Raw genomic sequence first — 20,473 nt, forward strand, 5'->3', positions numbered from 1 at the left:
GGCCTTGGTGCTGCTGCCGCCGCTCAGTCGCCGTCGACGACGGGGTTCGAAAGAAGGCCCACGCCTTCGATCTCCACTTCGCACACGTCGCCGGCCTTCATGAAAATCTGCGGCTTGCGCGCCAGGCCCACGCCCGAGGGCGTGCCGGCGATGATGATGTCGCCCGGCTGCAGCGCGAAGGGCTCGGAGCACACCGACACCAGCGTGGCAACGTCGAAGATCATGTCGCGCGTGTCCGCGTCCTGCAGCACGGTGCCGTTCAGGCGCGTCTGCAGCTTCAGGCCGGTGGCGCCCGCGGGCAGTTCGTCGGCGGTGACGAACTCGGGGCCGAAGGAGCCCGAGCAGTCGAAGTTCTTGCCCATCATCCATTGCGCCGACTTGAACTGGTAGTCGCGGATGGAGCCGTCGTTGAACACCGAGTAGCCCGCCACGTGGTTCAGCGCATCGCCCTTCTTGATGTAGCGCCCGGCCTTGCCGATCACCACCAGCAGCTCGCCTTCGTAGTCGAACTGCGTCGACACGTGCGGACGCACGATCGGCTGGTTGTGGCCGACCCAAGACGACGGAAAGCGATGGAACAGCACCGGGTAGGTCGGCGGGTCGAATTTGCTTTCGGCCGCGTGGTCGATGTAGTTGAGGCCCACGGCAATGGCCTTGGAGGGCGATTGCACCGGCGGCAGCCAGTCGATGCCTGCGAGCGGCAGGCGCGTGCGGGCCGCGTCGCCGGCCTTCTTCGCGGCGGCCATGGCTTCGGGGCCGGCGCGCAGCAGTTCATCGAGCGTGGCGGGCAGGCCTTCGGCGGTGAGGTCGACGACCTCCTGGCCGAGGCGCAGGCCGAGGGCCGGCTTGCCGTTGTGGTTGAAGGCGAGGAGACGCATGGGATTCCTTTGTGATTCGGATGCAGAGAAGAAACGGTCTCAGGCCTTGGCGGCCTCGACCTCGAAATTGGTGACGAAGTCCTCGGGCACCTTCGGGCCCCAGGCGTAGAAAGAGTCTTCGGGCGGGTGGTCGGCGGCGCGCCAGTCGTAGTCGCCGGGCACGAAGTCCATGTCGCAGGAGTACTCCGAGTAGCTGCCCCACGGGTCGCGCACGTAGTGGAAGTAGTTCGAGCCCAGCACATGGCGCCCCACGCCCCAGCCGCGCACGTGGCCCGCTGCATACATCTGCTCCATGCCCCGGCCGACTTCGTCGATGTTCGCGACGTCCCAGCTCAGGTGGTGCAGCCCCGGGCCGTTCGAATGCGCCATCGCAATCAGGTGGTGGTCGCTGCCGTGCACGCCGTGCATGAACACGATGAGATCGCCCGAGCGGTCGGTAACGCGCAAGCCCAGCGCGTCTTCGTAAAAGCGCAAAGCCTCTGGCACCTTGGCGCAGAACATCAGGATGTGCGAGAGCCGGCGCGGATGCACCTTCGGAATGCGCGCGCGGTTCGGCGAGGCGCCAGTGCCCACGGGCGGGCGCGGCGCGACGACGGGCTCGCTGCCCGCGTCCGGCGCGCTCTTCGCGGCCACGACGACCTGCACCGGAAAACCCTCCGGGTGCAGCACCCACAGGCCGCGGTCGTCGCCCAGCGGATGCGGCGAGCAGCGCGGCACGCCCAGGCGCTCGATGCGCGCGGCGATGGCGTCGAAGTCTTCCGCGAAGCAGGCGAAACGCAGGTACTGCAGCTTCTTCACCCCGGGCGCCTGGTACAGCGAACCCCAGGCGTGCGGGTGGCCTGCGGTGTACAGGTCGAGCCGGTCGCCCTCGCGTTTCGGCTCCAGCCCGAAGGCGTCGTAGAAGCGCGCGGCCTCGTCGAGGTCGGGCACGGTGAAGACGAAGGCATCGAGCGAATGAACGCTGTGCAACGCCGCGCGCTCGGGGCTTTTGTGGGTGCGAAGCTGGATATCGGCCATGTCGTATGTCTCCAATCGGCTATCCATGTCGGAACAAATAATATATTCTTTCAACGTTAGTCTATTGTTTAGCCATCCATGGATCATTAGGGTTAACAAGTAACATCAGGCCGTTTTTCGCGGTGACGGGAGTGCAATGAACGAAAAAACGAAAGGCATGAGCCAGACACGACAGGTGTTCACCGAGCTGCGCACGGCCATCGTGGGCGGGCGGCTGCTGCCGGGCTCGAAGCTCAACATCGCCGCGCTGGCCGAAGAGCTGGACGTGAGCGCAGGCGCGGTGCGCGAAGGCCTCGCCATGCTGGAAGCCGAGGCGCTGGTGGTGTCGGAGCCGGCGCGCGGCTACCGCGTGAGCCCCATTTCGGCGACCGACCTCGAAGAGCTGGTGAAGGCACGCATCGAGATCGAAAAGCTGTGCCTCGCTGAAGCCATCCGCCACGGCGACCTCGCCTGGGAAGGCAGCGTGGTCTCGGCGCACCACCGCCTCTCGCGGCTGGCCGAGCGCGACGCGGCCATGCCCACGATGCTGAGCGCCGAATGGACGGCGAGCCACGCGGAGTTCCACAACGCGCTGGTGGCGGGCTGCCCGAACGGTTGGCTGCTGCGCATGCACCAGATGCTCTACCAGCAGAGCGAACGCTACCGGCAGCTGTCGGCGCCGCTGTCGAAGCAGGCGCGTGACGTGGGGGCCGAACACCAGGCGCTGCTCGATGCGGTGCTCAACCGCGACATCCAGGCCGCGCAGACGCTGATTGCCGAGCACCTGCAGACCACCGGCCGCCTGCTGATGACGGCGCTGAAGGCGAACCCGCCGGCCGACAGATAGGAGGCAGGCATTTCGGTGCGATCATCTCGCCCCGATCTCCTCCACAAAGCGCCTCCACGAAGGCTTTTCCCCGATGCCCCAAGACCTGCTGCAAGTCAACGCGCCGCTGATCGGCGTTCCCGGCGGACGCCATCTTCTCGACACCCCCGCCCTGCTGATCGAGCTGCCCGCGATGACGCGCAACATCGAACGAATGGCCGCCTTTGCCAAGGCCCGCGGCGTCAACCTGCGCCCGCACGTGAAGACGCACAAGTCGGTCGAGATCGCACGGCGCCAGGTGGCGGCCGGCGCCGTCGGCGTGAGCTGCGTCACACTGGGCGAGGCAGAGGTGATGGTCCAGGGCGGCATTCCGGGCGTGCTCATCACCTCGCCCGCCGTCACGCCGAGCAAGATCGCGCGACTCATCAAGCTGGCGCAGCGCGCGCGCCCAGGCGACGTGATGGTGGTGGTCGACAACCCGCAGAACCTGGCCGACCTGGCGCGCGCCGCGAGCGAACTCACGCACCCGCTCGACGTGCTGGTGGACTACGGCGCAGGCTACAACCGCACCGGCGCCGCCACGCAGGCGAAGGTGCTCGAGCTGGCGGCGCTGGCAGCTGCCGAGCCACGCCTGCGACTGCGCGGACTGCAGTCGTATGCGGGCAACCTGCAGCACATCGTGTCGCGCGACGAGCGCAGCGCGGCGGCGGCCGGCCTGCGCGAAACCGTGGCGGGCATCGTCGCGGCGGCAAAGCGGCAGGGCCTGAACTTCGACATCGTGACGGGCGCGGGCACCGGCACGCACGACCTCGATTCGCAGGAAAACGCGTTCACCGAACTGCAGGCGGGCTCGTATGTGTTCATGGACGCCGAATACACGAGCGTGCTGGCCAGCGGCGAACAGCCCTCGCCCTTCGACGTCTCGCTGTTCGTGCAGACGGCGGTGGTCAGCACGAATGCGCCCGACTGGGTGACGGTGGACGGCGGCACCAAGTGCTTCTCGACCGACAGCGGCGTGCCGCTGGTGGCGAAAGGCGCCGACGCGTCGAGCCGCTACGCCTTCTTCGGCGACGAGCACGGCAAGCTGATGCTGCCCCCGGGCTCGCAGGCGCAGCGGCCGGCGCTGGGCGCTCGCGTGGAGTTCGTGACGCCGCACTGCGACCCGACGGTCAATCTGCATGACGTATACCACGTGGTCGAAGGCGGCACGCTGGTCGCCATCTGGCCGGTGGACGCGCGCGGCCGGCGGTAAGGGATAGGAACGGGCGGCATAAGAAAACTCGAAAAGCGTATTTCACAAGGGCCCCGCCGCGGGGGACAGTCGGGCGCCTGTCTCTCTCCTTCCGGGCGCCCTTCCGGGGCCGCCCAGCCTCCATGGAATCCATCCAAGCAACGACGCGGCCCGCAACGCACGTCCCAGGCGTGCAAGCGCCTTCCTCGCAGCAGCTCGCAGCCCGCTTCCGCCCCATCTTCCAGCGCATCGCCGAGCATGCGGCGCAGCGCGAGAACGAACGCGAGCTCGCCTACGAGCCCGTGGCCTGGCTCAACGCAGAGCGCTTCGGCGCGCTACGCGTGCCGCTCGAACATGGCGGCCTGGGCGGCTCGGTCGAACAGCTCTACGACCTGCTCATCGAACTCGGCGAAGCCGACTCCAACCTGCCGCAGATCCTGCGCGCGCACTTCGGCTTCATCGAGCGGCTTTTCGCGGAGATCGACCCCGCCCTGCACGGCCCATGGATGCGCCTCGCGGCCGAGGGTGTGATCTTCGGCAACGCCACCACCGAGCTTGGCGAAGGCCCGCTCGGGGCACTGCAGACCACGCTGAAGCGCGACGGCGACGCGTGGCGGCTCGATGGCGACAAGTACTACAGCACCGGCACGCTGTACGCCGACTGGATCTCGGTTTCGGCCCAGCGCCTGAACGACGACGGCAGCAGCGATCGCGTGATTGCGCTCGTGCCGGCCGAAGCACAGGGCGTGGAGCGCGTGGACGACTGGCGCGGTTTCGGCCAGCGGCTGAGCGCATCGGGCACCACGCGCTTTCGCAACGTGCGGGTGAAAGCCGAGAACGTGCTGCTGTACGTGCGCGACCAGCCCACGCCGCTGACCGCGCATTTCCAGCTCACGCACCTCGCCACGCTGGCCGGCATTGCCCGCGCCATCGTGCGCGACGCCGTGGCCTTCGTGCAGCCACGCAAGCGCGTCTACAGCCACGGCAGCGGCGACACGCCGCGCGAAGATCCGCTGGTGCAGCAGGTCATCGGCCAACTCGCGAGCTCGGCGTTCATCGCGACCTCGACCGTGCAGGCCGTGGCGCGCGGGCTGGGCGAAGTCGACCGCTTCCGCCAACGCGGCGAGGCCGTGCCCGAAAGCCTGCTGTTCGAGGTGGAGCTGAACACCGCCAAGGCACAGGCCGGCATCGTTGATGCGGTGCTGCAGGCGGGCACGCGGCTGTTCGACATCGGCGGCGCCTCGGCGCTGCAGGAAGACCGACGGCTAGACCGGCACTGGCGCAATGCGCGCACGCTGGCGTCGCACAACCCGACCATCTACAAGGGGCGCGTGGTGGGCGACCATCTGCTCAACGGGGCAAGGCCGACTTTCTATTGGGCGGTGGGAAGCAGCAGCGCTTAAAGTCGCGGGTCTTTCACCGGACCCATCTTCTTTCATGCGCCGATTGCTGCTCGCCCTTCTTCCCCTCGCCACCGTCATTGCCGGCTGTGCCACTCCCGTGACTGGCGTGGTGCGTCTCTACGACGGGATCCTTCGGGCGGCGAGTCCGCAGGAAGCGGAGGCCTACTGCCGCAAGGACGGAAACCCGATCCGCTTCCTGGAGCAGGCCGATGCGCCGAACACACCCGGCAACGGCGTGCTCTTCAGGTGCGACTGAAGGGAGTGCGTCAGACGCGCGGAAGCGCCGCCAGGAAGGTGGACACGACAATCGCGGCGGCGCGGTCGAGCTGCAGGATGTCTCCCACTTCGAAAGCGTGCGGCGCTGTGCGTCCACTCGAACCGAGTGGTTTGCGGATCTCGACAAGAACTTCGGCCGCCAGCTCGCGGTCACTGCGCGGCTGGCCGTCGGGGTGCATCACCCATTCATCGACTTGATCGAATGGAATGCTGCGAAAGACCCCCACGATGGGGATGTACTTGTAGCGATCCTCGCCCACCAGAATGGGCACGCTGAGGTTACAAAAAAACGTGGTCGTCGACATGCAGGATCGCCGTCGCTAAGCAAAGCTTTCAATTGTTAATGAGTGCGCTGTCAGGAGCCATCCTCCGCGGAAGCCATCAGAGAGGAAGACGTGACCTTCTGCACACAAATTGCCTCCATTCCCGTTCATTCTCCCTTTAAAACAACTACTTAATTCTTACACAAAGACACCTAAAAAGCACTTTGCATTCTTTTCGGCTGTTTGGGCGCGAGATTGAAGGGCCCGCCCACAGGCAAACGCGGGCTCGACTGCACCCGTAGAAGATGGGGTGCGAGGGTGCGCGAAGTTCGGCCCCGGCGGGCTGGGGGATTACCCGGCTGCCCGGGCACAAATGATGAGTCGCACGGGCCCGGGAGCCCGGCGGATCAGGCCGGAGCGCTGAAAAGCGGCGCGCGCCGCTCGATGTTGGCCTTCACGGCTTCGACCTGGTTCGGGCTGCCGATCAGGGCCTTCTGCTCTACCGACTCGGCCAGCAGCATCTCGGCCGCGCTGTGCGATGCCGACGCGTTGAGCAGCCGCTTGCCGGCGCGGATCGCGTCGGGGCTCTTGCCGGCGATCTCGTGTGCCATCTGCAGCGCCTCGGCCAGCGGATCGGCTGCGACGCGGGTGGCGAAGCCGATGCGCAAGGCTTCCTCGCCCGAGAAGATGCGGCCCGTGAAGGTGAGTTCGCGCACCACGTCGCTGCGGGCGAGTTCGCGCATCAGCACCATGCCGGCCATGTCGGGCACCAGGCCCCACTTGATTTCCATCACCGAAAGCTTGGTGTCGGGCGCGACGATGCGGATGTCCGCACCCAGCGCTACCTGCAAGCCGCCGCCGAAGGCCACGCCATGCACGGCGGCAATGACCGGCACCGGCACCTCGCGCCAGACCATCGCCACCTGCTGCGCGGCGTTCGAGATACCGTGCGTGCGCACCAGCAGGTCGGCGCCGGCCGCGCCCTCGCCCAGCACTCCAGAGCCCGCGCCTTGCTGCTGCATGCGCTCGAAAGACGCCATGTCGAGCCCCGCGCAGAAAGCCTTGCCGCGGCCCGAGATCACCACGGCCCGCACCGCCTTGTCGTCGCGCAGCGCCTCGCCGGCTTCGATCAGCGCGTCGAACATCGCGGGGTCGAGCGCGTTCATCTTGTCGGCGCGTGCGAGCTGCAGTTCCACCACGCCGTCGGCGTGGCGGGTCCATTCGATGCGGTCGGTCATTCGATGTCTCCTGGGCGGTTGCCGCGCCAGTATCGCCGGGTGCGGCGCCCGGCGATGATCGTGGCTGTCGCCTACACAACAACACCCACTGCCATGCCCCTGGATCGTCGTCACTTTCTTCTGCAATCGGGCTCCGCCGCTGCCGTGGTGGCGCTCTTCGGCCAGGGTTGCGCCGTGCCTTCCTCGCCCACGGGCCGCGGCAACGTGCTGGGTTTCACGGGCGTGCCGGCCTCGTTGCGCGACGGCATCGTCGTGCCGCCCGAATACGAGTGGCAATTGCTCTATCCCTGGGGCACGCCCACCGGCGTCGCGGGCAGCATGCCGGCCTTCGCGCCCGATGCCGGCAACAGCGCCGACGACCAGGCCGTGCAGGCCGGCATGCATCACGACGGCATGCACTTCTTCGCGCTCGACGCAAGCGGCGACCGCGGCCTGCTCGTGATGAACCACGAATACACCGACGAGCAACTGCTGCACACCGACGGCGTCAAGGCGTGGACCGCCGAGAAGGTGCGCAAGTCGCTGCACGCCATGGGTGTCTCGGTGATCGAGATCCGGTGCACCGGCCAGGGGTGGCAGCAGGTGCGGCCCTCGCCCTTTGCGCGTCGCGTGCACGGCAACACGCCGATGCGCATCACCGGCCCCGCCGCGGGCACGCCGCTGATGCGCACTGCCGCCAACCCGGCGGGCGACGCGGTGTTCGGCACCTTCGCCAACTGCGCAATGGGCGTCACGCCCTGGGGCACCTACCTCACCTGCGAGGAAAACTTCCATGGCTATTTCGGCGGCCCGAAGGAAGCGGCTCAGGGCGCAACGGCGGCGCAGCGCCGCTACGGCACGGTGGCCGGCTCGCAGTGGGTCGAGTACTGGCGCTTCGACGAGCGCTTCGACCTGAGCCGGCATCCGAACGAGCCGCACCGCTTCGGCTGGGTGGTCGAAATCGACCCCTTCGATCCGACCGCCGCGCCCATCAAGCGCACCGCACTCGGCCGCAAGCGGCAAGAGAGCGCCACCTGCACCGTCGCCAGGGACGGCCGGCTGGTGGTCTACATGGGCGACGACTCGCGCTTCGAATACATCTACAAGTTCATCAGCCGCGAGAAGGTGCGTCCCGGCACCGATGCCGCCGCTCGTGCCGCCAACCGCCACCTGCTGGACGACGGCACCCTCCACGTGGCGCGCTACGACGCCGGCGGCCGCGGCCGATGGCTCGAGCTCGTGCACGGCCGCGACGGCCTCGACGCGGCGCACGGCTTCGCCGACCAGGCCGAGGTGCTGATCCATGCGCGGCTGGCGGGCGACGTCGTAGGCGGCACGAAGATGGACCGCCCCGAGTGGATTGCCATCCACCCGCAAAGCGGCGAGGTCTACGTCACCCTCACCAACAACAGCCAGCGCGGCGACGCCGGCAAGCCCGCCCCCGACGCGGCCAACCCGCGTGCCAACAACCTCTTCGGCGGCATCCTGCGCTGGCGCGAGGACGGCGGCGACGCCGCCAGCACCGGCTTCGCCTGGGACCACTTCGCGCTCGCTGGCGATCCGGCACAGCCCGGCAGCGGCGCACGCTATCCGTCGGGCGATGCCGACATGTTCGGTGCTCCCGACGGCCTGCACTTCGACCGGGGTGGCCTGCTCTGGATCCAGACCGACCTGAGCGGCCAGGTGCTCGGCAAGCCGCCCTACACCTCGCTGGGCAACAACCAGATGCTGTGCGCCGACCCGGCTTCGGGCCGCATCAAGCGCTTTCTTACCGGGCCCAACGGCTGCGAGATCACGGGCTGCGTGGTCACGCCCGACCGGCACACGCTGTTCGTCAACATCCAGCATCCGGGCGAGGCGCGCGACGACGGCGACACCAGGCACAACAGCGCCTGGCCCGATGGCACCGAGCCGGGCAGCGCGCGGCCGCGCTCGGCAACGCTGGCAATACGCCGGCGCGACGGCGGTATCGTCGGCACCTGAGACATCGGCTCAAAGCCCAAGGGAAAAGGAAGAACACCATGAGCATCCGCATCGTCCGCCTGGGCACCCCGCGTGCGCCCGGCGAAGGCCTGCGCGTCGGCACCGTGCGCCGCCCGCCGCGCGGCGTTCCGAAGACCGAGTTCGCCTCGCAGGACTGGTACGACGTGTGGTACCCGAACCTCGCGCCCTCCATCGAGACGATGAAGCAGGCGCAGGAGGCCCAGAAAGCCGACTCGCCCGCGCAATGGAACGCCTTCGTGCGCAAGTTCAGGGCCGAGATGGCCGAGTCCGACGCGAGCCGCAGCCTCGACCTGCTGGCCGCGCTGTCGCACGGCACGGCCCTGTCGGTAGGCTGCTACTGCGAGGACGAAGCGCACTGCCACCGCTCCGTGCTGCGCAGCCTGCTGGCCGAGCGCGGCGCGGACATTGCAGACTGAGCGGGGCAAGGCGAACCTCGCATGAACATCGACAGGAAAGACCGGCAGATCCTCGAAGCGCTGCAGGCCGACGCGCGCCAGAGCCTGGCCGCGCTGGGCAAGCGCATCGGCCTCTCGCAGCCGGCCATGAGCGAGCGTGTGCGCAAGCTCGAAGAGGCCGGCGTGATCGAGGGCTACGGCGCGCGCGTCAACCTGCGCGCGCTGGGCGTGGGCCTGCAGGCCATCATCCGCATCGACACCACGCACGCGGGCATCGCCAAGTACCTGAAGCTGTTCGACGCCATGCCCGAGGTGCTGAGCGCCGACCGCGTGACCGGCGAAAGCTGCTTCATCGTGCGCTGCGCGATCGCCGAGCCGGCCGACCTGGAGCGCGTGGTGGACGCGCTGGCGGTCGACGGCTCGGTGACAACGTCGCTGGTGCTGTCGAGCCCGGTGAACAAGCACATCACCGTGCAGGCGGCCAGGACGCCAAAGAAGTAGTCAGCGCTGCGCCTTGTCCTTCTGGTTCTGCGCCTCGATGCGTTCGCGCGCGGCCAGCCAGTCGGCATCGCTCCACTGGCGCAGTTCGTAGAAGTTGCCGCCGGTGGCCAGCGCATTGCCGCCGTCCATCATGATGCTCTGGCCCGTGAGCCAGTCGCACTGCCCCGGCGCCATCAGGAAGGAAGCGAGGTTCTGCAGCTCGCTCATGCGGCCGGTGCGCGCCATCGGGTTGCTCTGCTTGCTGCGCGCGCCGGGTTCCTCGCCAGGGTTCAGGCGCTTGCTCATGCCCTCGGTCGGAATCTCGCCGGGGCCGACGGCATTCAGGCGGATGCCGTGGCGCGCCCACTCCACCGCGAGCGACTTGGTCATCACCTCGATGCCGGCCTTGCTCATGGCCGAGGGCACGACGTAGGGGCTGCCGTTGTCGACCCAGGTGACGATGATGCTCATCACGCTGCGGAAGGCATCGCCCTGCTTCCACTGGCCCGACTTGGCCTGCGCCACCCAGCGCTTGCCCACGGCCTGCGTCACGTAGAAGCTGCCGTGGAACACGATGTTGGCGATGGCGTCGAAGGCGCGCGGCGAGAGGTTTTCGGTCGGAGAGACGAAGTTGCCCGCCGCGTTGTTGACGAGCCCCGTGAGGCCGCCGCTCTGGAACAGGCTCTCGACCATCTCGTCGACCTGCTGCGCGATGCGGATGTCCACGCCGAAGGTGTCGATGCGCCGGCCCGGGAACTGCTGCCGCCATTCGGCCGCGGTTTCTTCGCAGACCGACTGGCGCCGGCCGCAGATGGCCACGTCGGCGCCAAGGCTCAGGAAGCGCTCGGCCATTGCGCGGCCGAGGCCCGTGCCGCCTCCGGTCACGAGGATGCGCTGGCCGTTCATCAGGGAAGCTTCGAACATGCTTTGTCTCCTTGGTCGTTGCGGCAGCGGCAAGGACGAGCGCTGCCATGGCGCATGCTACGCGCGCCGCCTCGATGGCGGCTTGCGGAATCTGGCTTCCCACTCCGCACGGGTGAGAATGGCTGCTGGCCTGTTTTCCGGATCGACGCCCCATGTCCAGCCCCACCCAAGACTCCTTCCAGCCGCTCGAAGGCGTGCGCGTGCTGAGCCTTGCGCTCAACCTGCCCGGGCCGGCCGCGCTGCTGCGCTGCCGCGGAATGGGCGCCACCTGCCTGAAGCTCGAGCCGCCGGGCGGCGACCCGATGGCGCTCTACAACAAGCCCGCGTATGCCGCACTGCACGCAGGCATCGCCATCGAAACGGCCGACCTGAAGACGGACGCGGGCCAGCAGCAACTGCACGCCGAACTCGCGAAGACGGACGTGCTGCTCACCTCGTTCCGCCCTTCCGCGCTGCGCAAGCTCGGCCTCGATTGGCCTGCGCTGCAGGCGCGCCATCCGTCGCTGTCGCAAGTGGCCATCGTCGGCGCGCCGGGCGAACGTGCCGAGGAGCCGGGCCATGACCTGACCTATCTCGCCGAAAGCGGACTGGTCACCGGCACCGAACTGCCGCCAACGCTCTACGCCGACATGGGCGGCGCACTGCTCGCAAGCGAAGCGGTGCTGAAGGCCATGCTGCTGCAGTCGCGCAAGCCGGGCGGCGTGTACCTCGAAGTGGCGCTGAACGCCTCGGCCGACTGGCTCGCCCTGCCCCGCACCTGGGGGCTGACGCAACCCTCGGGCACGGTCGGCGGCGCGCATGCCGGCTACCGCGTCTACCCCTGCGCCGATGGCCGCGTGGCCGTGGCAGCGCTTGAACCGCATTTCGCCAGCCGGCTCTGCGAGGCGGCGCAGATCGACTCGCGCGACATGCTGGCACCGGCCACGCACGAAGCGCTGGCCGCATGGCTGGCGACGCGCACGCGCGCCGAACTCGAAGCCATGAGTCGCGAGCGCGACGTGCCGCTGCTCACGCTGGCCAGTTGATTCATCAGCGACTGGCGCCGTCGCGCTGCCGGTCTTCGCGCTTGAGCGCGAGGTAAGTGTCGAGATCGACTTCGTGCAGCTGGCGCGGGTACTGCTCGGCCGCCGCGAACCAGCGACGCTGACGACGGTCGGCCTGCTCCGGCCCCGGCGCCGAGAGGTAGGCATCCAGCGTCAGGAAGTAGCGCATCGCATTGCGCTCCACCAGCCCGCGCAGGCCGCGGATGTAGTCGGGCTGGCCTTCCGGCGTCTTGCCCAGCACGGTAAAGCCCACCTTGTCGCTGCCGAAGGTCGCCAGGTAGGCCATGGTGCCCAGCCGCACCATGGTGTTGTGGTCATAGCTGTAGCTGAAGTGCAGGAAGCTCTTGCGCTCGTCGAGCGCCACGGCCTCCAGCGTGACGCGATAGTTGCTGGTGCCCAGCGGCCCGCTCTCGGCCGACAACTCGACCATCAGGTGCTCTGGCGTGGCACTGGCGACCCGGTAGACGAACGGCAGCTCGAAGGCCTGGTCGATGGGCTTGTCATAGCGCCGCACCACGTAGAGCGTCAGCATCTCGCGCCCCTGCGGGCCGCTGGCCGTGCTGCAGCGCCGGTTGTTGATGTGCAGGGTCAGCACCTCGCACCAGTGGGCCGACCCCTTCAGCGCGGTGCTGATTTCCGCGAGCGGATGCTCGACCACGGCGTAGACGTCGCCCTGCAGGCCATCGGCCGTCTCCATGGAATCGAGCTGCACGGGCCGCCCGAAACTGCTCTTGTCGAGCTTGTCGCTCAAGCGCTGGTGGGTGGCGCGCAGCGCCTGGGCGGAAGAGTTCTCCGGCGCGGCGGCAAGCGCCTGTTGCGCCAAGGCTGCGAGCAGTAGCAGCAGCGCTCCCGCCAGGGTGCGCATCGTCCATGAAGCCGACGGGTAGTACGAACTGCTCATGGACCACACCATACAGCGGACCGCCCCACCCTCGCCTTCAGTCGGACTGCGTGGGCTTGCTGCGCCGCACCAACAGCGGCATTGCGCCCGCCATGGCCGATCGATACGGGATGTACCTTAGGCTTCCACTTTTTTTCGAGGAACCACAGATGCCACTCGTCCGGATCGATCTTTCCAATGACAGCCCCGAGACCCTGGGTCCGGCCATCGGGGATCTCATTTATCAGGCCATGCGGGACACCATCAACGTGCCGGAAGACGACAAGTTCCAGGTCATCACGCGGCACGAGGCACGCGAGCTGGTCCATCCGGCAAGCTACCTCGGTGTTGTCTACTCGCCGGGCTTCGTGCTGATCCAGATCACGCTGAATCACGGAAGAACGACGGAGATGAAGAAAGCCTTCTACAAGCGCGTCGCCGACGACCTGCACGCCCGGCTGGGCATCCGGCGCGAGGATGTCTTCATCAACCTCGTCGAGGTGGCGAAGGAGAACTGGTCGTTCGGAAATGGCGAGATGCAGTACGCATAGCGGCGAGAATCCCGCCGATGAAACGCCAGGGCACGCTAGTTCGATGGGAGAAAGATCGGGGCTTCGGCTTCATCCGCTGCCCCGAAATCTCCGCCGATGTGTTCGTGCACCTGCGCGACTTCACCGACCGGGGCACCGCGCCGCAAGTCGGCATGAGGGTGAACTTCGAGGAGATCCATGTGGGCGGCAAGGGGCCGCGTGCGATGTCGGTACAGGCAGCCGGTGCAGCACGGCAGCCGCAATCACAACCGCAGCGGAGGTCCGCGCCGCCTCGCCGGCAACCTGATCGCTCGGTGCGTTCCTCGGCCTCTTCTTCGTCCCCTTTGCCGATGGTTCTTCTGCTCGTGGCATATGGCGCGCTGCTCGGCTATGGCGTTTGGACCACACGCCTTCCGCCGATCGCGCTCGGCGTATTGGCGCTGCTCAGCCTGCTGACTTTCTTCATCTACGGCTTCGACAAGAACGCAGCCGAAACAGGCCGCTGGCGCACCGCGGAGAAAACGCTGCACCTGCTCTCGCTGATCGGGGGTTGGCCGGGCGCCTGGGTCGCGCAGCGGTTGTTCCGCCACAAGGTGCGCAAGGCGAGCTTCATGGCGGGCTACTGGGCCACGGTGCTGGCACACATGGCGGCCGTGGGCGCCTGGGTCGGCAAGCTGCTGCCAGCGGGACTGCTGGCGTTCTGAAACTCAGCGCGGCTTGCGGATGCTGCCGCGCACCGGGCCGGCAGCCTTGCGCGGCGCCGCGGCCGAACCGTTGTCGCGTGGCGGCAGGCCGGTGTGCTGCGTGAGGATGCGGCCCTTCGAGGGCTTCACCGGCGTCAGCTTGACCGGCGCGGACTTGTTGACCGCCGGTGCGACGGTCGAATTCTTGCGACGCGCGCTCGTGTAGCCGCCGTCGGTCAGCGGCTGCCACGTCGGGATGAGGTGGTGCTTGCCGTTGCCGATCAGGTCGGCGCGGCCCATGCTCTTGAGCGCCTCGCGCAGCAGCGGCCAGTTGTTGGCGTCGTGGTAGCGCAGGAAGGCCTTGTGCAGGCGGCGGCGCTTGTCGCCGCGCACGATGTCCACCGTTTCGCTCTCGCGCGTGATCTTGCGCAGCGGGTTCTTGTTGGTGTGGTACATCGTCGTGGCCGTGGCCATCGGGCTCGGGTAGAACGTTTGCACTTGGTCGGCGCGAAAGCCGTTCTTCTTGAGCCAGATCGCGAGGTTCATCATGTCCTCGTCGCTGGTGCCCGGATGCGCGGCAATGAAGTACGGAATCAGGTACTGCTTCTTGCCCGCCTCGGCCGAGTACTTCTCGAACATCTGCTTGAACTTGTCATAGCTGCCGATGCCGGGCTTCATCATCTTCGTGAGCGGACCCTGCTCGGTGTGCTCGGGCGCGATCTTCAGGTAGCCGCCAACGTGGTGCTGCACCAGCTCCTTCACGTACTCCGGCGACTGCACGGCCAGGTCGTAACGCAGGCCCGAGCCGATGAGAATTTTCTTGATGCCCTTCAATGCACGCGCCCGACGGTAGATCTTGATCAGCGGGTCGTGATTGGTGTTGAGGTTCGGGCAGATGCCCGGGTACACGCAGCTGGGCTTGCGGCAGGCCGATTCGATCTCGGGCGACTTGCAGCCGATGCGGTACATGTTGGCCGTGGGGCCGCCGAGGTCGGAGATGGTGCCGGTGAAGCCCTTCACCGAATCGCGGATGGCCTCGACCTCCTTGATGATCGAATCTTCCGAACGACTCTGGATGATGCGGCCTTCATGCTCGGTGATCGAGCAGAAGGTGCAGCCGCCGAAGCAGCCGCGCATGATGTTCACGCTGAAGCGGATCATTTCCCACGCGGGGATCTTGGTCGCGCCGTCGTGGCTGCCGTTCTCGTCGGCGTAGCGCGGATGCGGGCTGCGTGCGTACGGCAGGTCGAACACGTGGTCCATCTCGGCCGTGGTGAGCGGAATGGGCGGCGGGTTGATCCACACGTCGCGCGCCGTGGCGCCCTCGCCGTGCGCCTGCACCAGCGCGCGGGCGTTGCCCGGGTTGGTTTCGAGATGCAGCACGCGGTTGGCGTGCGCGTAGAGCACCGGGTCGCTGCGCACCTGCTCGTAGGCCGGCAGGCGGATCACCGAACGGTCGCGCGGCGGAACGGCGATCTTGCCGCGGGGCTGCAGCGCCGGGTTGGGCACGAAGTTCAGCGGCTTGATGGCCGGGTTGACCACCGAGCCGGCGGCCGACCCAGCGGCTTCGGCCGCCTTGGCAACGGCGTCAGCCTCGTCTTCCTTCACGCAGGTGGCGCCGTTGGCCTTGGCCTGGTCGGACACCATCAGGTAGGGGTTGACGTGCGCCTCGACGCGGCCGGGTTCGTCCACGCTGGTGGAGTTGATCTCGAACCAGCCCTCGGGCGTTTCGCGCCGCACATAGGCGGTGCCGCGCACGTCGGTGATCTGCTGCACCGGCTCCTTGGCGGCCAGGCGGTGCGCGATCTCGACGATGGCGCGCTCGGCGTTGCCGTACAGCAGCAGGTCGCACTTCGAGTCGACGACGATGGAGCGGCGCACCTTGTCCGACCAGTAGTCGTAGTGGGCGATGCGGCGCAGGCTGCCTTCGATGCCGCCGAGGATGATCGGCACGTCGTTCCAGGCTTCCTTGCAGCGCTGCGAATACACGATGGCCGCGCGGTCGGGGCGCGAGCCGCCGACGTCGCCGGGGGTGTAGGCGTCGTCGCTGCGGATCTTCCGGTCGGCCGTGTAGCGGTTGATCATCGAATCCATGTTGCCGGCGGTCACGCCGAAGAACAGGTTCGGTTTGCCCAGCGCCTTGAAGGGTTCGGCGCTCTGCCAGTCGGGCTGGGCGATGATGCCGACGCGGAAACCTTGCGCCTCCAGCATGCGGCCGATGACCGACATGCCGAAGCTGGGGTGGTCGACGTAGGCGTCGCCCGTGACCACGATGATGTCGCAGCTGTCCCAGCCGAGCGCTTCCATTTCCTTGCGCGAAGTCGGCAGGAACTTGGCCGTGCCGAAACGGGCCGCCCAGTACTTGCGGTAGCTGGTCAGCGGCTTGGCGGCGCGCGCGAAAAAGGAGACGTCGACGGGGGCGTTCATCGGAGGGAGTAGACAGCGCCGTGGGAGCGCCGTTGTGGGCAACCCTCGATTTTAGGGTTTTCCATCATGTCTGTCGCGGCAAACATCCTGTGACCGGGCCTCTTCGAAGCCTCAATTGATTGCCAAAGTCAACCTTCTGAATGACAATGGCAACCATGTCAGCCACTTTACCCTCCATCGACCCCGCCGCCGTCAAGGCGATCCGTCAATTCAACCGCTTCTACACCCGCCGCATCGGTGCCCTCGACCCCTACCTCGGCAGCGCCATGTCGTTGACCGACGTGCGCGTGCTGTACGAGCTGGCGCACCGCGAGGTGGCGGTCGCGAGCGAAATCGGGCGCGACCTCGGGCTCGACGCGGGCTACATGAGCCGCATCCTGCGCCGCTTCGAAAACGAAGGCTGGCTCACGCGCGAGCCGCATCCGCGCGATGCGCGCCAGAGCGTCCTGCGCCTGACCGAGGCCGGCCACGCCGCATTCGCGCCGCTGCAACAGAAATCGCGTGAAGAAGCCACCGCCCTGCTCGCCTCGCTCGCGCCGCCGCAGCGCCAGCAGCTGGTGCAGGCCATGGGCACGGTGCAGTCGCTGCTCGACCCCGAAGCCGCCCCGGCCAAGACCCAGGCCGCCATACTGCGCGACCCGGCACCCGGCGACATCGGCTGGGTGGTGCAGCAGCATGGCGAGATCTATGCGCGCGAGTACGGCTGGAACAGCACCTTCGAAGCGCTGGTGGCCGGCATCGCGGGTGAATTCCTGCTCAAGTTCCAGCCCGAGTGGGAGCGCTGCTGGATTGCCGAGCTCAACGGCGAGCGGGTGGGCGCGATCTTCGTGGTGCGCAAGTCGGCCGCGGTGGCGCAGCTGCGCCTGCTGATCCTCGCGCCCGCCGCGCGCGGGCTCGGCCTGGGCGGCAAGCTGGTGGACGAATGCATCGCCTTCGCGCGCCTCAAGGGCTACAAGAAGATGGTGCTGTGGACCAACAGCTGCCTGGTGGCCGCGCGCGGCATTTACGCCAAGCGCGGCTTCCAGCTCACCAAGTCGGAGCCGCACGAAGGCTACGGCTCGCCACAGGTCGGTGAGACCTGGGAGCTGAAGCTGTAGCGTCTGCTTATTGCATGAACCAGCCGTGGCTCACCACCAGCGACTGGCCGGTGAGTGCATTGGTCGGGAAGCCCGCGAACAGCAGCGCGACGCGCGCCACGTCTTCCGTGGTCGTGAATTCGCCGTCGACCGTTTCCTTCAGCATCACGTTCTTGATGACTTCCTGCTCGCTGATGCCCAGGGTCTTGGCCTGCTCGGGAATCTGCTTTTCAACGAGCGGCGTGCGCACGAAGCCCGGGCAGATCACGTTGGCGCGCACGCCGTGCTTGGCGCCTTCCTTCGCAACCGTCTTGGCCAGGCCGATGAGGCCGTGCTTGGCGGTGACGTAAGGAGCCTTCAGCAGCGAGGCTTCCTTCGAGTGCACCGAGCCCATGTAGATCACGCTGCCGCCGCGGCCTTGTGCATACATGTGCTTCAGGCAAGCTTTCGTGGTGAGGAAGGCGCCGTCGAGGTGAATGGCGAGCATCTTCTTCCAGTCGGCGAAGCTGAACTCTTCCACCGGGTGAACGATCTGGATGCCGGCGTTGCTGATGAGGATGTCGATGCCGCCGAAGGCCGCAGCGCCCTCTTCGACCGAGGCGTTGACCTGGTCTTCGTTCGTCACGTCGACACCCACGCCGATGGCCTGTGCGCCGGTGGCCTTGAGCTCGGCCGCGGTGGCGTCGGCCGCTTCCTTGTTGAGGTCGGCAATGATGATCTTGGCGCCCTCCTGCGCGAACAGGATGGCGATTTCCTTGCCGATGCCGCTGGCCGAGCCAGTGATGTAGGCGACCTTGTCCTTGAGTTGCATGGTGATGTTCCTTGGTAAGAGTCGGGTTTGAAAAGGGCAGCAAGAATCAGGCGAGATAGTCGTGCTCGACCGTGCCGAGTGCGAGCGTCATGTCCGCGATGTAGTGCACGGCCGATTCGACCTTGAGCACCGGCAGGTCGGCCACTGGCGCCAGCGCATGCGGGTGCAGTTCGAGCGAGCCGGGCCCGCCCCATGCGCCGTGCAGCGTGACGTCGACCATGTGATAGCGCACCAGTTCGCAGATGCGCGCCGTGCCGTCGACGTGCGGAATGATCTTGAGCAGAAAGTTCGGCTGCGCGATGCCCGCGAGGATGGGCTCGGGGTCGAGAGCGCGATGCTTGAAGCCCATCGTGGCCTTGGCGACGCGCACCTTGCCGTAGTCGAGCGTGCCGACCACCACGTCGGTCTCGTAGTCGAGCACCGGCGAGGCGAGCTTCTTCGGAAAGCCCCAGAGCTCGCGCCCGCCGGCAATGGGCGGATGGTCGTTGAGGTACATCGCGTGCACGTACGCGCCCTTCTCCACGCCCCTGGCGGTGCGCAGCTGCACCGGAATGACCTGGCCCGACTCGGTGTAGTCGCCGAAGCCGGTGGAGTCGGGCATGCGGATGAATTCGTACTTGACCAGCGGCTCGACCACTTCGAGCGGCTCGGGCACCACGGCGCGCAGGGCGTCCATGTCGGTGCGGTACGTGAGGATGAGAAATTCGCGCCGCACAAAGCGGTACGGACCGGGCGGAAAGGCGGGATTGGTCAGCGGCATCGCGAATGCCGTTCGTCGCACATCTTCAATGTTCATGAAAACATTTCCTCCTGTTGAAGTGACGGCCCAGTCTCGCGCTGGTTTCTTAGTTGAGGCTGAATCGTCCGTGTCAGCGCGACAGGCCCGGCCGCTTGACGCGCCCCGAGCCGTGCTCGCCAAGGTCGAAAGTGGTCACACCGTTGACGGTTGCATCGGCGCGCAGCGTCTCGGGGTGGGCCAGCGTGTTGCGCATGTCGCGCGCGCCCGAATCCCAGTGCTCTTCAACGGCGGCGCGCGAGAACTCGTAGTCCTTGGACTCCAACTCGTAGGGCTTGTCGCGGTAGATCAGGTGGAAGATGTCTATGGGCTCGTGCGTGAGCTGCGACTGCACCGCGAGCACGCTCGGGTCGTTGCGCAGGCCTGCCGGCAGCTTGGAGATCAGGTCGGCAATCGCCTGCTGCAGGTTCATGTTGGCGGCCAGCGCATCGGTGTTCATGCGGGTGCGGCTCGAGTAGGTGATGTCCTTCTGCCGCTCCATCACGCCCGCCATGGTGCGCGGCATCTCGCCGCGCGCATTGAACAGGTCGACCTGCAGCACCACCAGCGGCTCGCTGCGCGGATGCGTGTCGAGCACGTACTGCAGCGGCGTGTTCGACACGATGCCGCCGTCCCAGTAGTCGTCGCCATCGATGCTGATTGGCGCGAAGCCCGGCGGCAGCGCGCCGCTGGCCATGATGTGCTCGGGCCCGATGAGCTGGCGTGTGTTGTCGAAGTACACCGAATTGCCGGTGCGCACATTGACCGCACCCACGCTGAAGCGCGCCTCGCAGGCATTGATGCGGTCGAAGTCGACGAGGCGCTCCAGAGTGGACTTGAGCGCGGAGGTGTCGTAATAGCTCAGCAGCGGCGCCGCCCCGCCCATCAGGAAGGCCGGCGAGTACCGCGGCTCGAAGAAGCCCGGAATGCCCACCAGCGAGGCCATGGTGGCGCTGTACTGGTTCTGCAGGGCCCGGTCGCCCAGCCAAGAAGGCAGGCGCTGCGAGGGGCCCGAAGACACAAGGTGCCAGAACTCGCGCAGCCGGTCGACGCGCGTTTCCGGTGCATTGCCCGCAATCAGTGCCGCGTTGATGGCGCCGATGGAGACGCCGGCAATCCAGTGCGGCTGCAGCTCGGTTTCGCTGAGCGCCGCATACACGCCGGCCTGGTAGGCGCCGAGCGCGCCCCCACCCTGCAGCACCAGCGCCTTGCGGGCGGTGCGCATGTCTTCGCGGCGCGAAGCAAAAGGGTTGAGGGGCTTGGAGGAGGCGGCACGGGGTTTCTTCTTCGGTGGTGTCGTCGTCATGCGTTCATTTGACACCAGCCCCGCGACACCAACCTGACCAGGGGTTGTT

The 20,473-nt window shown here is 67.2% G+C and carries 21 protein-coding genes; 11 read left to right on the plus strand and 10 right to left on the minus strand.

Translation table 11 applies throughout. The annotated features are described in order from the left end of the window. Nucleotides 1-23 precede the first annotated feature (23 nt). The gene (locus BLV60_RS06995) at nucleotides 24-878 is read right to left on the minus strand and encodes a fumarylacetoacetate hydrolase family protein (RefSeq protein ID WP_093052072.1); all 855 of its coding nucleotides are present in this window, start codon (nucleotides 876-878) and stop codon (nucleotides 24-26) included. Nucleotides 879-917: 39 nt separating this feature from the next. Next, the gene (locus BLV60_RS07000; RefSeq protein WP_093053158.1) at nucleotides 918-1,895 is read right to left on the minus strand and encodes a VOC family protein; all 978 of its coding nucleotides are present in this window, start codon (nucleotides 1,893-1,895) and stop codon (nucleotides 918-920) included. A 157-nt stretch (nucleotides 1,896-2,052) separates the two neighbouring features. Between BLV60_RS07000 and BLV60_RS07005 the strand changes: the two genes are divergently transcribed. The 4 genes from BLV60_RS07005 to BLV60_RS07020 all read left to right on the plus strand — a co-directional run bounded on the left by BLV60_RS07005 (nucleotide 2,053) and on the right by BLV60_RS07020 (nucleotide 5,590). Then, on the plus strand, nucleotides 2,053-2,721 hold the full coding sequence (locus BLV60_RS07005) for a GntR family transcriptional regulator (RefSeq protein WP_176928732.1): 669 nt from the start codon (nucleotides 2,053-2,055) through the stop codon (nucleotides 2,719-2,721). A 73-nt stretch (nucleotides 2,722-2,794) separates the two neighbouring features. Continuing rightward, the gene (locus BLV60_RS07010) at nucleotides 2,795-3,952 is read left to right on the plus strand and encodes a DSD1 family PLP-dependent enzyme (protein WP_093052077.1); all 1,158 of its coding nucleotides are present in this window, start codon (nucleotides 2,795-2,797) and stop codon (nucleotides 3,950-3,952) included. Nucleotides 3,953-4,074: 122 nt separating this feature from the next. Further along, the gene (locus tag BLV60_RS07015; RefSeq protein WP_093052080.1) at nucleotides 4,075-5,334 is read left to right on the plus strand and encodes an acyl-CoA dehydrogenase family protein; all 1,260 of its coding nucleotides are present in this window, start codon (nucleotides 4,075-4,077) and stop codon (nucleotides 5,332-5,334) included. 34 nt (nucleotides 5,335-5,368) lie between these two features. After that, the gene (locus BLV60_RS07020; protein ID WP_093052083.1) at nucleotides 5,369-5,590 is read left to right on the plus strand and encodes a hypothetical protein; all 222 of its coding nucleotides are present in this window, start codon (nucleotides 5,369-5,371) and stop codon (nucleotides 5,588-5,590) included. A gap of 10 nt (nucleotides 5,591-5,600) precedes the next feature. Here the strand turns inward: BLV60_RS07020 and BLV60_RS07025 are convergent, their stop codons facing one another. Both BLV60_RS07025 and BLV60_RS07030 read right to left on the minus strand, forming a co-directional pair. Then, on the minus strand, nucleotides 5,601-5,915 hold the full coding sequence (locus tag BLV60_RS07025) for a hypothetical protein (RefSeq protein ID WP_093052086.1): 315 nt from the start codon (nucleotides 5,913-5,915) through the stop codon (nucleotides 5,601-5,603). Between the two features lie 365 nt (nucleotides 5,916-6,280). Further along, nucleotides 6,281-7,111, minus strand: coding sequence for a crotonase/enoyl-CoA hydratase family protein (locus BLV60_RS07030; RefSeq protein ID WP_093052089.1), 831 nt, complete (start codon nucleotides 7,109-7,111; stop codon nucleotides 6,281-6,283). 93 nt (nucleotides 7,112-7,204) lie between these two features. Between BLV60_RS07030 and BLV60_RS07035 the strand changes: the two genes are divergently transcribed. The 3 genes from BLV60_RS07035 to BLV60_RS07045 are packed head-to-tail and all read left to right on the plus strand — an operon-like array spanning nucleotide 7,205 to nucleotide 9,990. Then, nucleotides 7,205-9,073: a PhoX family protein gene (locus tag BLV60_RS07035; protein ID WP_093053161.1), complete on the plus strand. Its 1,869-nt coding sequence runs from the start codon at nucleotides 7,205-7,207 to the stop codon at nucleotides 9,071-9,073. Nucleotides 9,074-9,111: 38 nt separating this feature from the next. Then, nucleotides 9,112-9,510, plus strand: coding sequence for a DUF488 domain-containing protein (locus BLV60_RS07040; protein WP_093052092.1), 399 nt, complete (start codon nucleotides 9,112-9,114; stop codon nucleotides 9,508-9,510). Between the two features lie 21 nt (nucleotides 9,511-9,531). After that, complete coding sequence (locus BLV60_RS07045) at nucleotides 9,532-9,990, plus strand: Lrp/AsnC family transcriptional regulator (RefSeq protein ID WP_093052095.1); 459 nt, start codon at nucleotides 9,532-9,534, stop codon at nucleotides 9,988-9,990. On the opposite strand, the gene BLV60_RS07050 is transcribed toward BLV60_RS07045, so the two are convergent. Continuing rightward, nucleotides 9,991-10,893 (minus strand): SDR family oxidoreductase, encoded by a 903-nt coding sequence (locus tag BLV60_RS07050; RefSeq protein ID WP_093052098.1) that lies wholly within the window; start codon nucleotides 10,891-10,893, stop codon nucleotides 9,991-9,993. Nucleotides 10,894-11,045: 152 nt separating this feature from the next. On the opposite strand from BLV60_RS07050, the gene BLV60_RS07055 reads away from it, so the two are divergent. Continuing rightward, the gene (locus tag BLV60_RS07055) at nucleotides 11,046-11,918 is read left to right on the plus strand and encodes a CoA transferase (RefSeq protein WP_093052101.1); all 873 of its coding nucleotides are present in this window, start codon (nucleotides 11,046-11,048) and stop codon (nucleotides 11,916-11,918) included. A 4-nt stretch (nucleotides 11,919-11,922) separates the two neighbouring features. Here BLV60_RS07055 and BLV60_RS07060 read toward each other — a convergent pair whose 3' ends face one another. Beyond that, the gene (locus tag BLV60_RS07060; RefSeq protein ID WP_093052104.1) at nucleotides 11,923-12,837 is read right to left on the minus strand and encodes a hypothetical protein; all 915 of its coding nucleotides are present in this window, start codon (nucleotides 12,835-12,837) and stop codon (nucleotides 11,923-11,925) included. A 149-nt stretch (nucleotides 12,838-12,986) separates the two neighbouring features. Here BLV60_RS07060 and BLV60_RS07065 point away from each other — a divergent pair, with 149 nt between their 5' ends. Together BLV60_RS07065 and BLV60_RS07070 are read left to right on the plus strand one after the other, a co-directional pair. Next, on the plus strand, nucleotides 12,987-13,367 hold the full coding sequence (locus tag BLV60_RS07065) for a tautomerase family protein (protein WP_093052106.1): 381 nt from the start codon (nucleotides 12,987-12,989) through the stop codon (nucleotides 13,365-13,367). A gap of 17 nt (nucleotides 13,368-13,384) precedes the next feature. Continuing rightward, nucleotides 13,385-14,050: a DUF1294 domain-containing protein gene (locus tag BLV60_RS07070; protein WP_093052109.1), complete on the plus strand. Its 666-nt coding sequence runs from the start codon at nucleotides 13,385-13,387 to the stop codon at nucleotides 14,048-14,050. A gap of 3 nt (nucleotides 14,051-14,053) precedes the next feature. Here the strand turns inward: BLV60_RS07070 and BLV60_RS07075 are convergent, their stop codons facing one another. Further along, nucleotides 14,054-16,456, minus strand: a complete 2,403-nt coding sequence (locus tag BLV60_RS07075; protein WP_093052111.1) for a YgiQ family radical SAM protein — start codon at nucleotides 16,454-16,456, stop codon at nucleotides 14,054-14,056. 146 nt (nucleotides 16,457-16,602) lie between these two features. On the opposite strand from BLV60_RS07075, the gene BLV60_RS07080 reads away from it, so the two are divergent. Next, on the plus strand, nucleotides 16,603-17,553 hold the full coding sequence (locus BLV60_RS07080; protein WP_256328887.1) for a bifunctional helix-turn-helix transcriptional regulator/GNAT family N-acetyltransferase: 951 nt from the start codon (nucleotides 16,603-16,605) through the stop codon (nucleotides 17,551-17,553). A 7-nt stretch (nucleotides 17,554-17,560) separates the two neighbouring features. On the opposite strand, the gene BLV60_RS07085 is transcribed toward BLV60_RS07080, so the two are convergent. From BLV60_RS07085 to BLV60_RS07095, 3 genes are all read right to left on the minus strand, one after another. Further along, a complete protein-coding gene (locus BLV60_RS07085; RefSeq protein WP_093052117.1) occupies nucleotides 17,561-18,343 on the minus strand; it encodes a 3-hydroxybutyrate dehydrogenase in 783 nt (260 codons plus the stop codon). A 46-nt stretch (nucleotides 18,344-18,389) separates the two neighbouring features. Further along, complete coding sequence (locus tag BLV60_RS07090; protein ID WP_093052120.1) at nucleotides 18,390-19,139, minus strand: acetoacetate decarboxylase; 750 nt, start codon at nucleotides 19,137-19,139, stop codon at nucleotides 18,390-18,392. Nucleotides 19,140-19,212: 73 nt separating this feature from the next. Next, a complete protein-coding gene (locus tag BLV60_RS07095; RefSeq protein ID WP_093052123.1) occupies nucleotides 19,213-20,424 on the minus strand; it encodes a patatin-like phospholipase family protein in 1,212 nt (403 codons plus the stop codon). Nucleotides 20,425-20,473 lie beyond the last annotated feature (49 nt).

This window comes from Variovorax sp. YR634 (genome assembly GCF_900106655.1).
Taxonomy (GTDB): Bacteria; Pseudomonadota; Gammaproteobacteria; order Burkholderiales; family Burkholderiaceae_C; genus Variovorax.

What these genes read in the sequence shown, in the direction of transcription:
- BLV60_RS07060 (WP_093052104.1), bottom strand. Translation starts at nt 12,837, where the DNA reads ATGAGCAGTTCGTACTACCCGTCGGCTTCATGGACGATGCGCACCCTG.
- BLV60_RS07010 (WP_093052077.1), top strand. Translation starts at nt 2,795, where the DNA reads ATGCCCCAAGACCTGCTGCAAGTCAACGCGCCGCTGATCGGCGTTCCC.
- BLV60_RS07015 (WP_093052080.1), top strand. Translation starts at nt 4,075, where the DNA reads ATGGAATCCATCCAAGCAACGACGCGGCCCGCAACGCACGTCCCAGGC.
- BLV60_RS07095 (WP_093052123.1), bottom strand. Translation starts at nt 20,424, where the DNA reads ATGACGACGACACCACCGAAGAAGAAACCCCGTGCCGCCTCCTCCAAG.
- BLV60_RS07020 (WP_093052083.1), top strand. Translation starts at nt 5,369, where the DNA reads ATGCGCCGATTGCTGCTCGCCCTTCTTCCCCTCGCCACCGTCATTGCC.
- BLV60_RS07050 (WP_093052098.1), bottom strand. Translation starts at nt 10,893, where the DNA reads ATGTTCGAAGCTTCCCTGATGAACGGCCAGCGCATCCTCGTGACCGGA.
- BLV60_RS07030 (WP_093052089.1), bottom strand. Translation starts at nt 7,111, where the DNA reads ATGACCGACCGCATCGAATGGACCCGCCACGCCGACGGCGTGGTGGAA.
- BLV60_RS07070 (WP_093052109.1), top strand. Translation starts at nt 13,385, where the DNA reads ATGAAACGCCAGGGCACGCTAGTTCGATGGGAGAAAGATCGGGGCTTC.
- BLV60_RS07000 (WP_093053158.1), bottom strand. Translation starts at nt 1,895, where the DNA reads ATGGCCGATATCCAGCTTCGCACCCACAAAAGCCCCGAGCGCGCGGCG.
- BLV60_RS07035 (WP_093053161.1), top strand. Translation starts at nt 7,205, where the DNA reads ATGCCCCTGGATCGTCGTCACTTTCTTCTGCAATCGGGCTCCGCCGCT.
- BLV60_RS07055 (WP_093052101.1), top strand. Translation starts at nt 11,046, where the DNA reads ATGTCCAGCCCCACCCAAGACTCCTTCCAGCCGCTCGAAGGCGTGCGC.
- BLV60_RS07075 (WP_093052111.1), bottom strand. Translation starts at nt 16,456, where the DNA reads ATGAACGCCCCCGTCGACGTCTCCTTTTTCGCGCGCGCCGCCAAGCCG.
- BLV60_RS07040 (WP_093052092.1), top strand. Translation starts at nt 9,112, where the DNA reads ATGAGCATCCGCATCGTCCGCCTGGGCACCCCGCGTGCGCCCGGCGAA.
- BLV60_RS06995 (WP_093052072.1), bottom strand. Translation starts at nt 878, where the DNA reads ATGCGTCTCCTCGCCTTCAACCACAACGGCAAGCCGGCCCTCGGCCTG.
- BLV60_RS07005 (WP_176928732.1), top strand. Translation starts at nt 2,053, where the DNA reads ATGAGCCAGACACGACAGGTGTTCACCGAGCTGCGCACGGCCATCGTG.
- BLV60_RS07065 (WP_093052106.1), top strand. Translation starts at nt 12,987, where the DNA reads ATGCCACTCGTCCGGATCGATCTTTCCAATGACAGCCCCGAGACCCTG.
- BLV60_RS07080 (WP_256328887.1), top strand. Translation starts at nt 16,603, where the DNA reads ATGGCAACCATGTCAGCCACTTTACCCTCCATCGACCCCGCCGCCGTC.
- BLV60_RS07090 (WP_093052120.1), bottom strand. Translation starts at nt 19,139, where the DNA reads ATGAACATTGAAGATGTGCGACGAACGGCATTCGCGATGCCGCTGACC.
- BLV60_RS07085 (WP_093052117.1), bottom strand. Translation starts at nt 18,343, where the DNA reads ATGCAACTCAAGGACAAGGTCGCCTACATCACTGGCTCGGCCAGCGGC.
- BLV60_RS07045 (WP_093052095.1), top strand. Translation starts at nt 9,532, where the DNA reads ATGAACATCGACAGGAAAGACCGGCAGATCCTCGAAGCGCTGCAGGCC.
- BLV60_RS07025 (WP_093052086.1), bottom strand. Translation starts at nt 5,915, where the DNA reads ATGTCGACGACCACGTTTTTTTGTAACCTCAGCGTGCCCATTCTGGTG.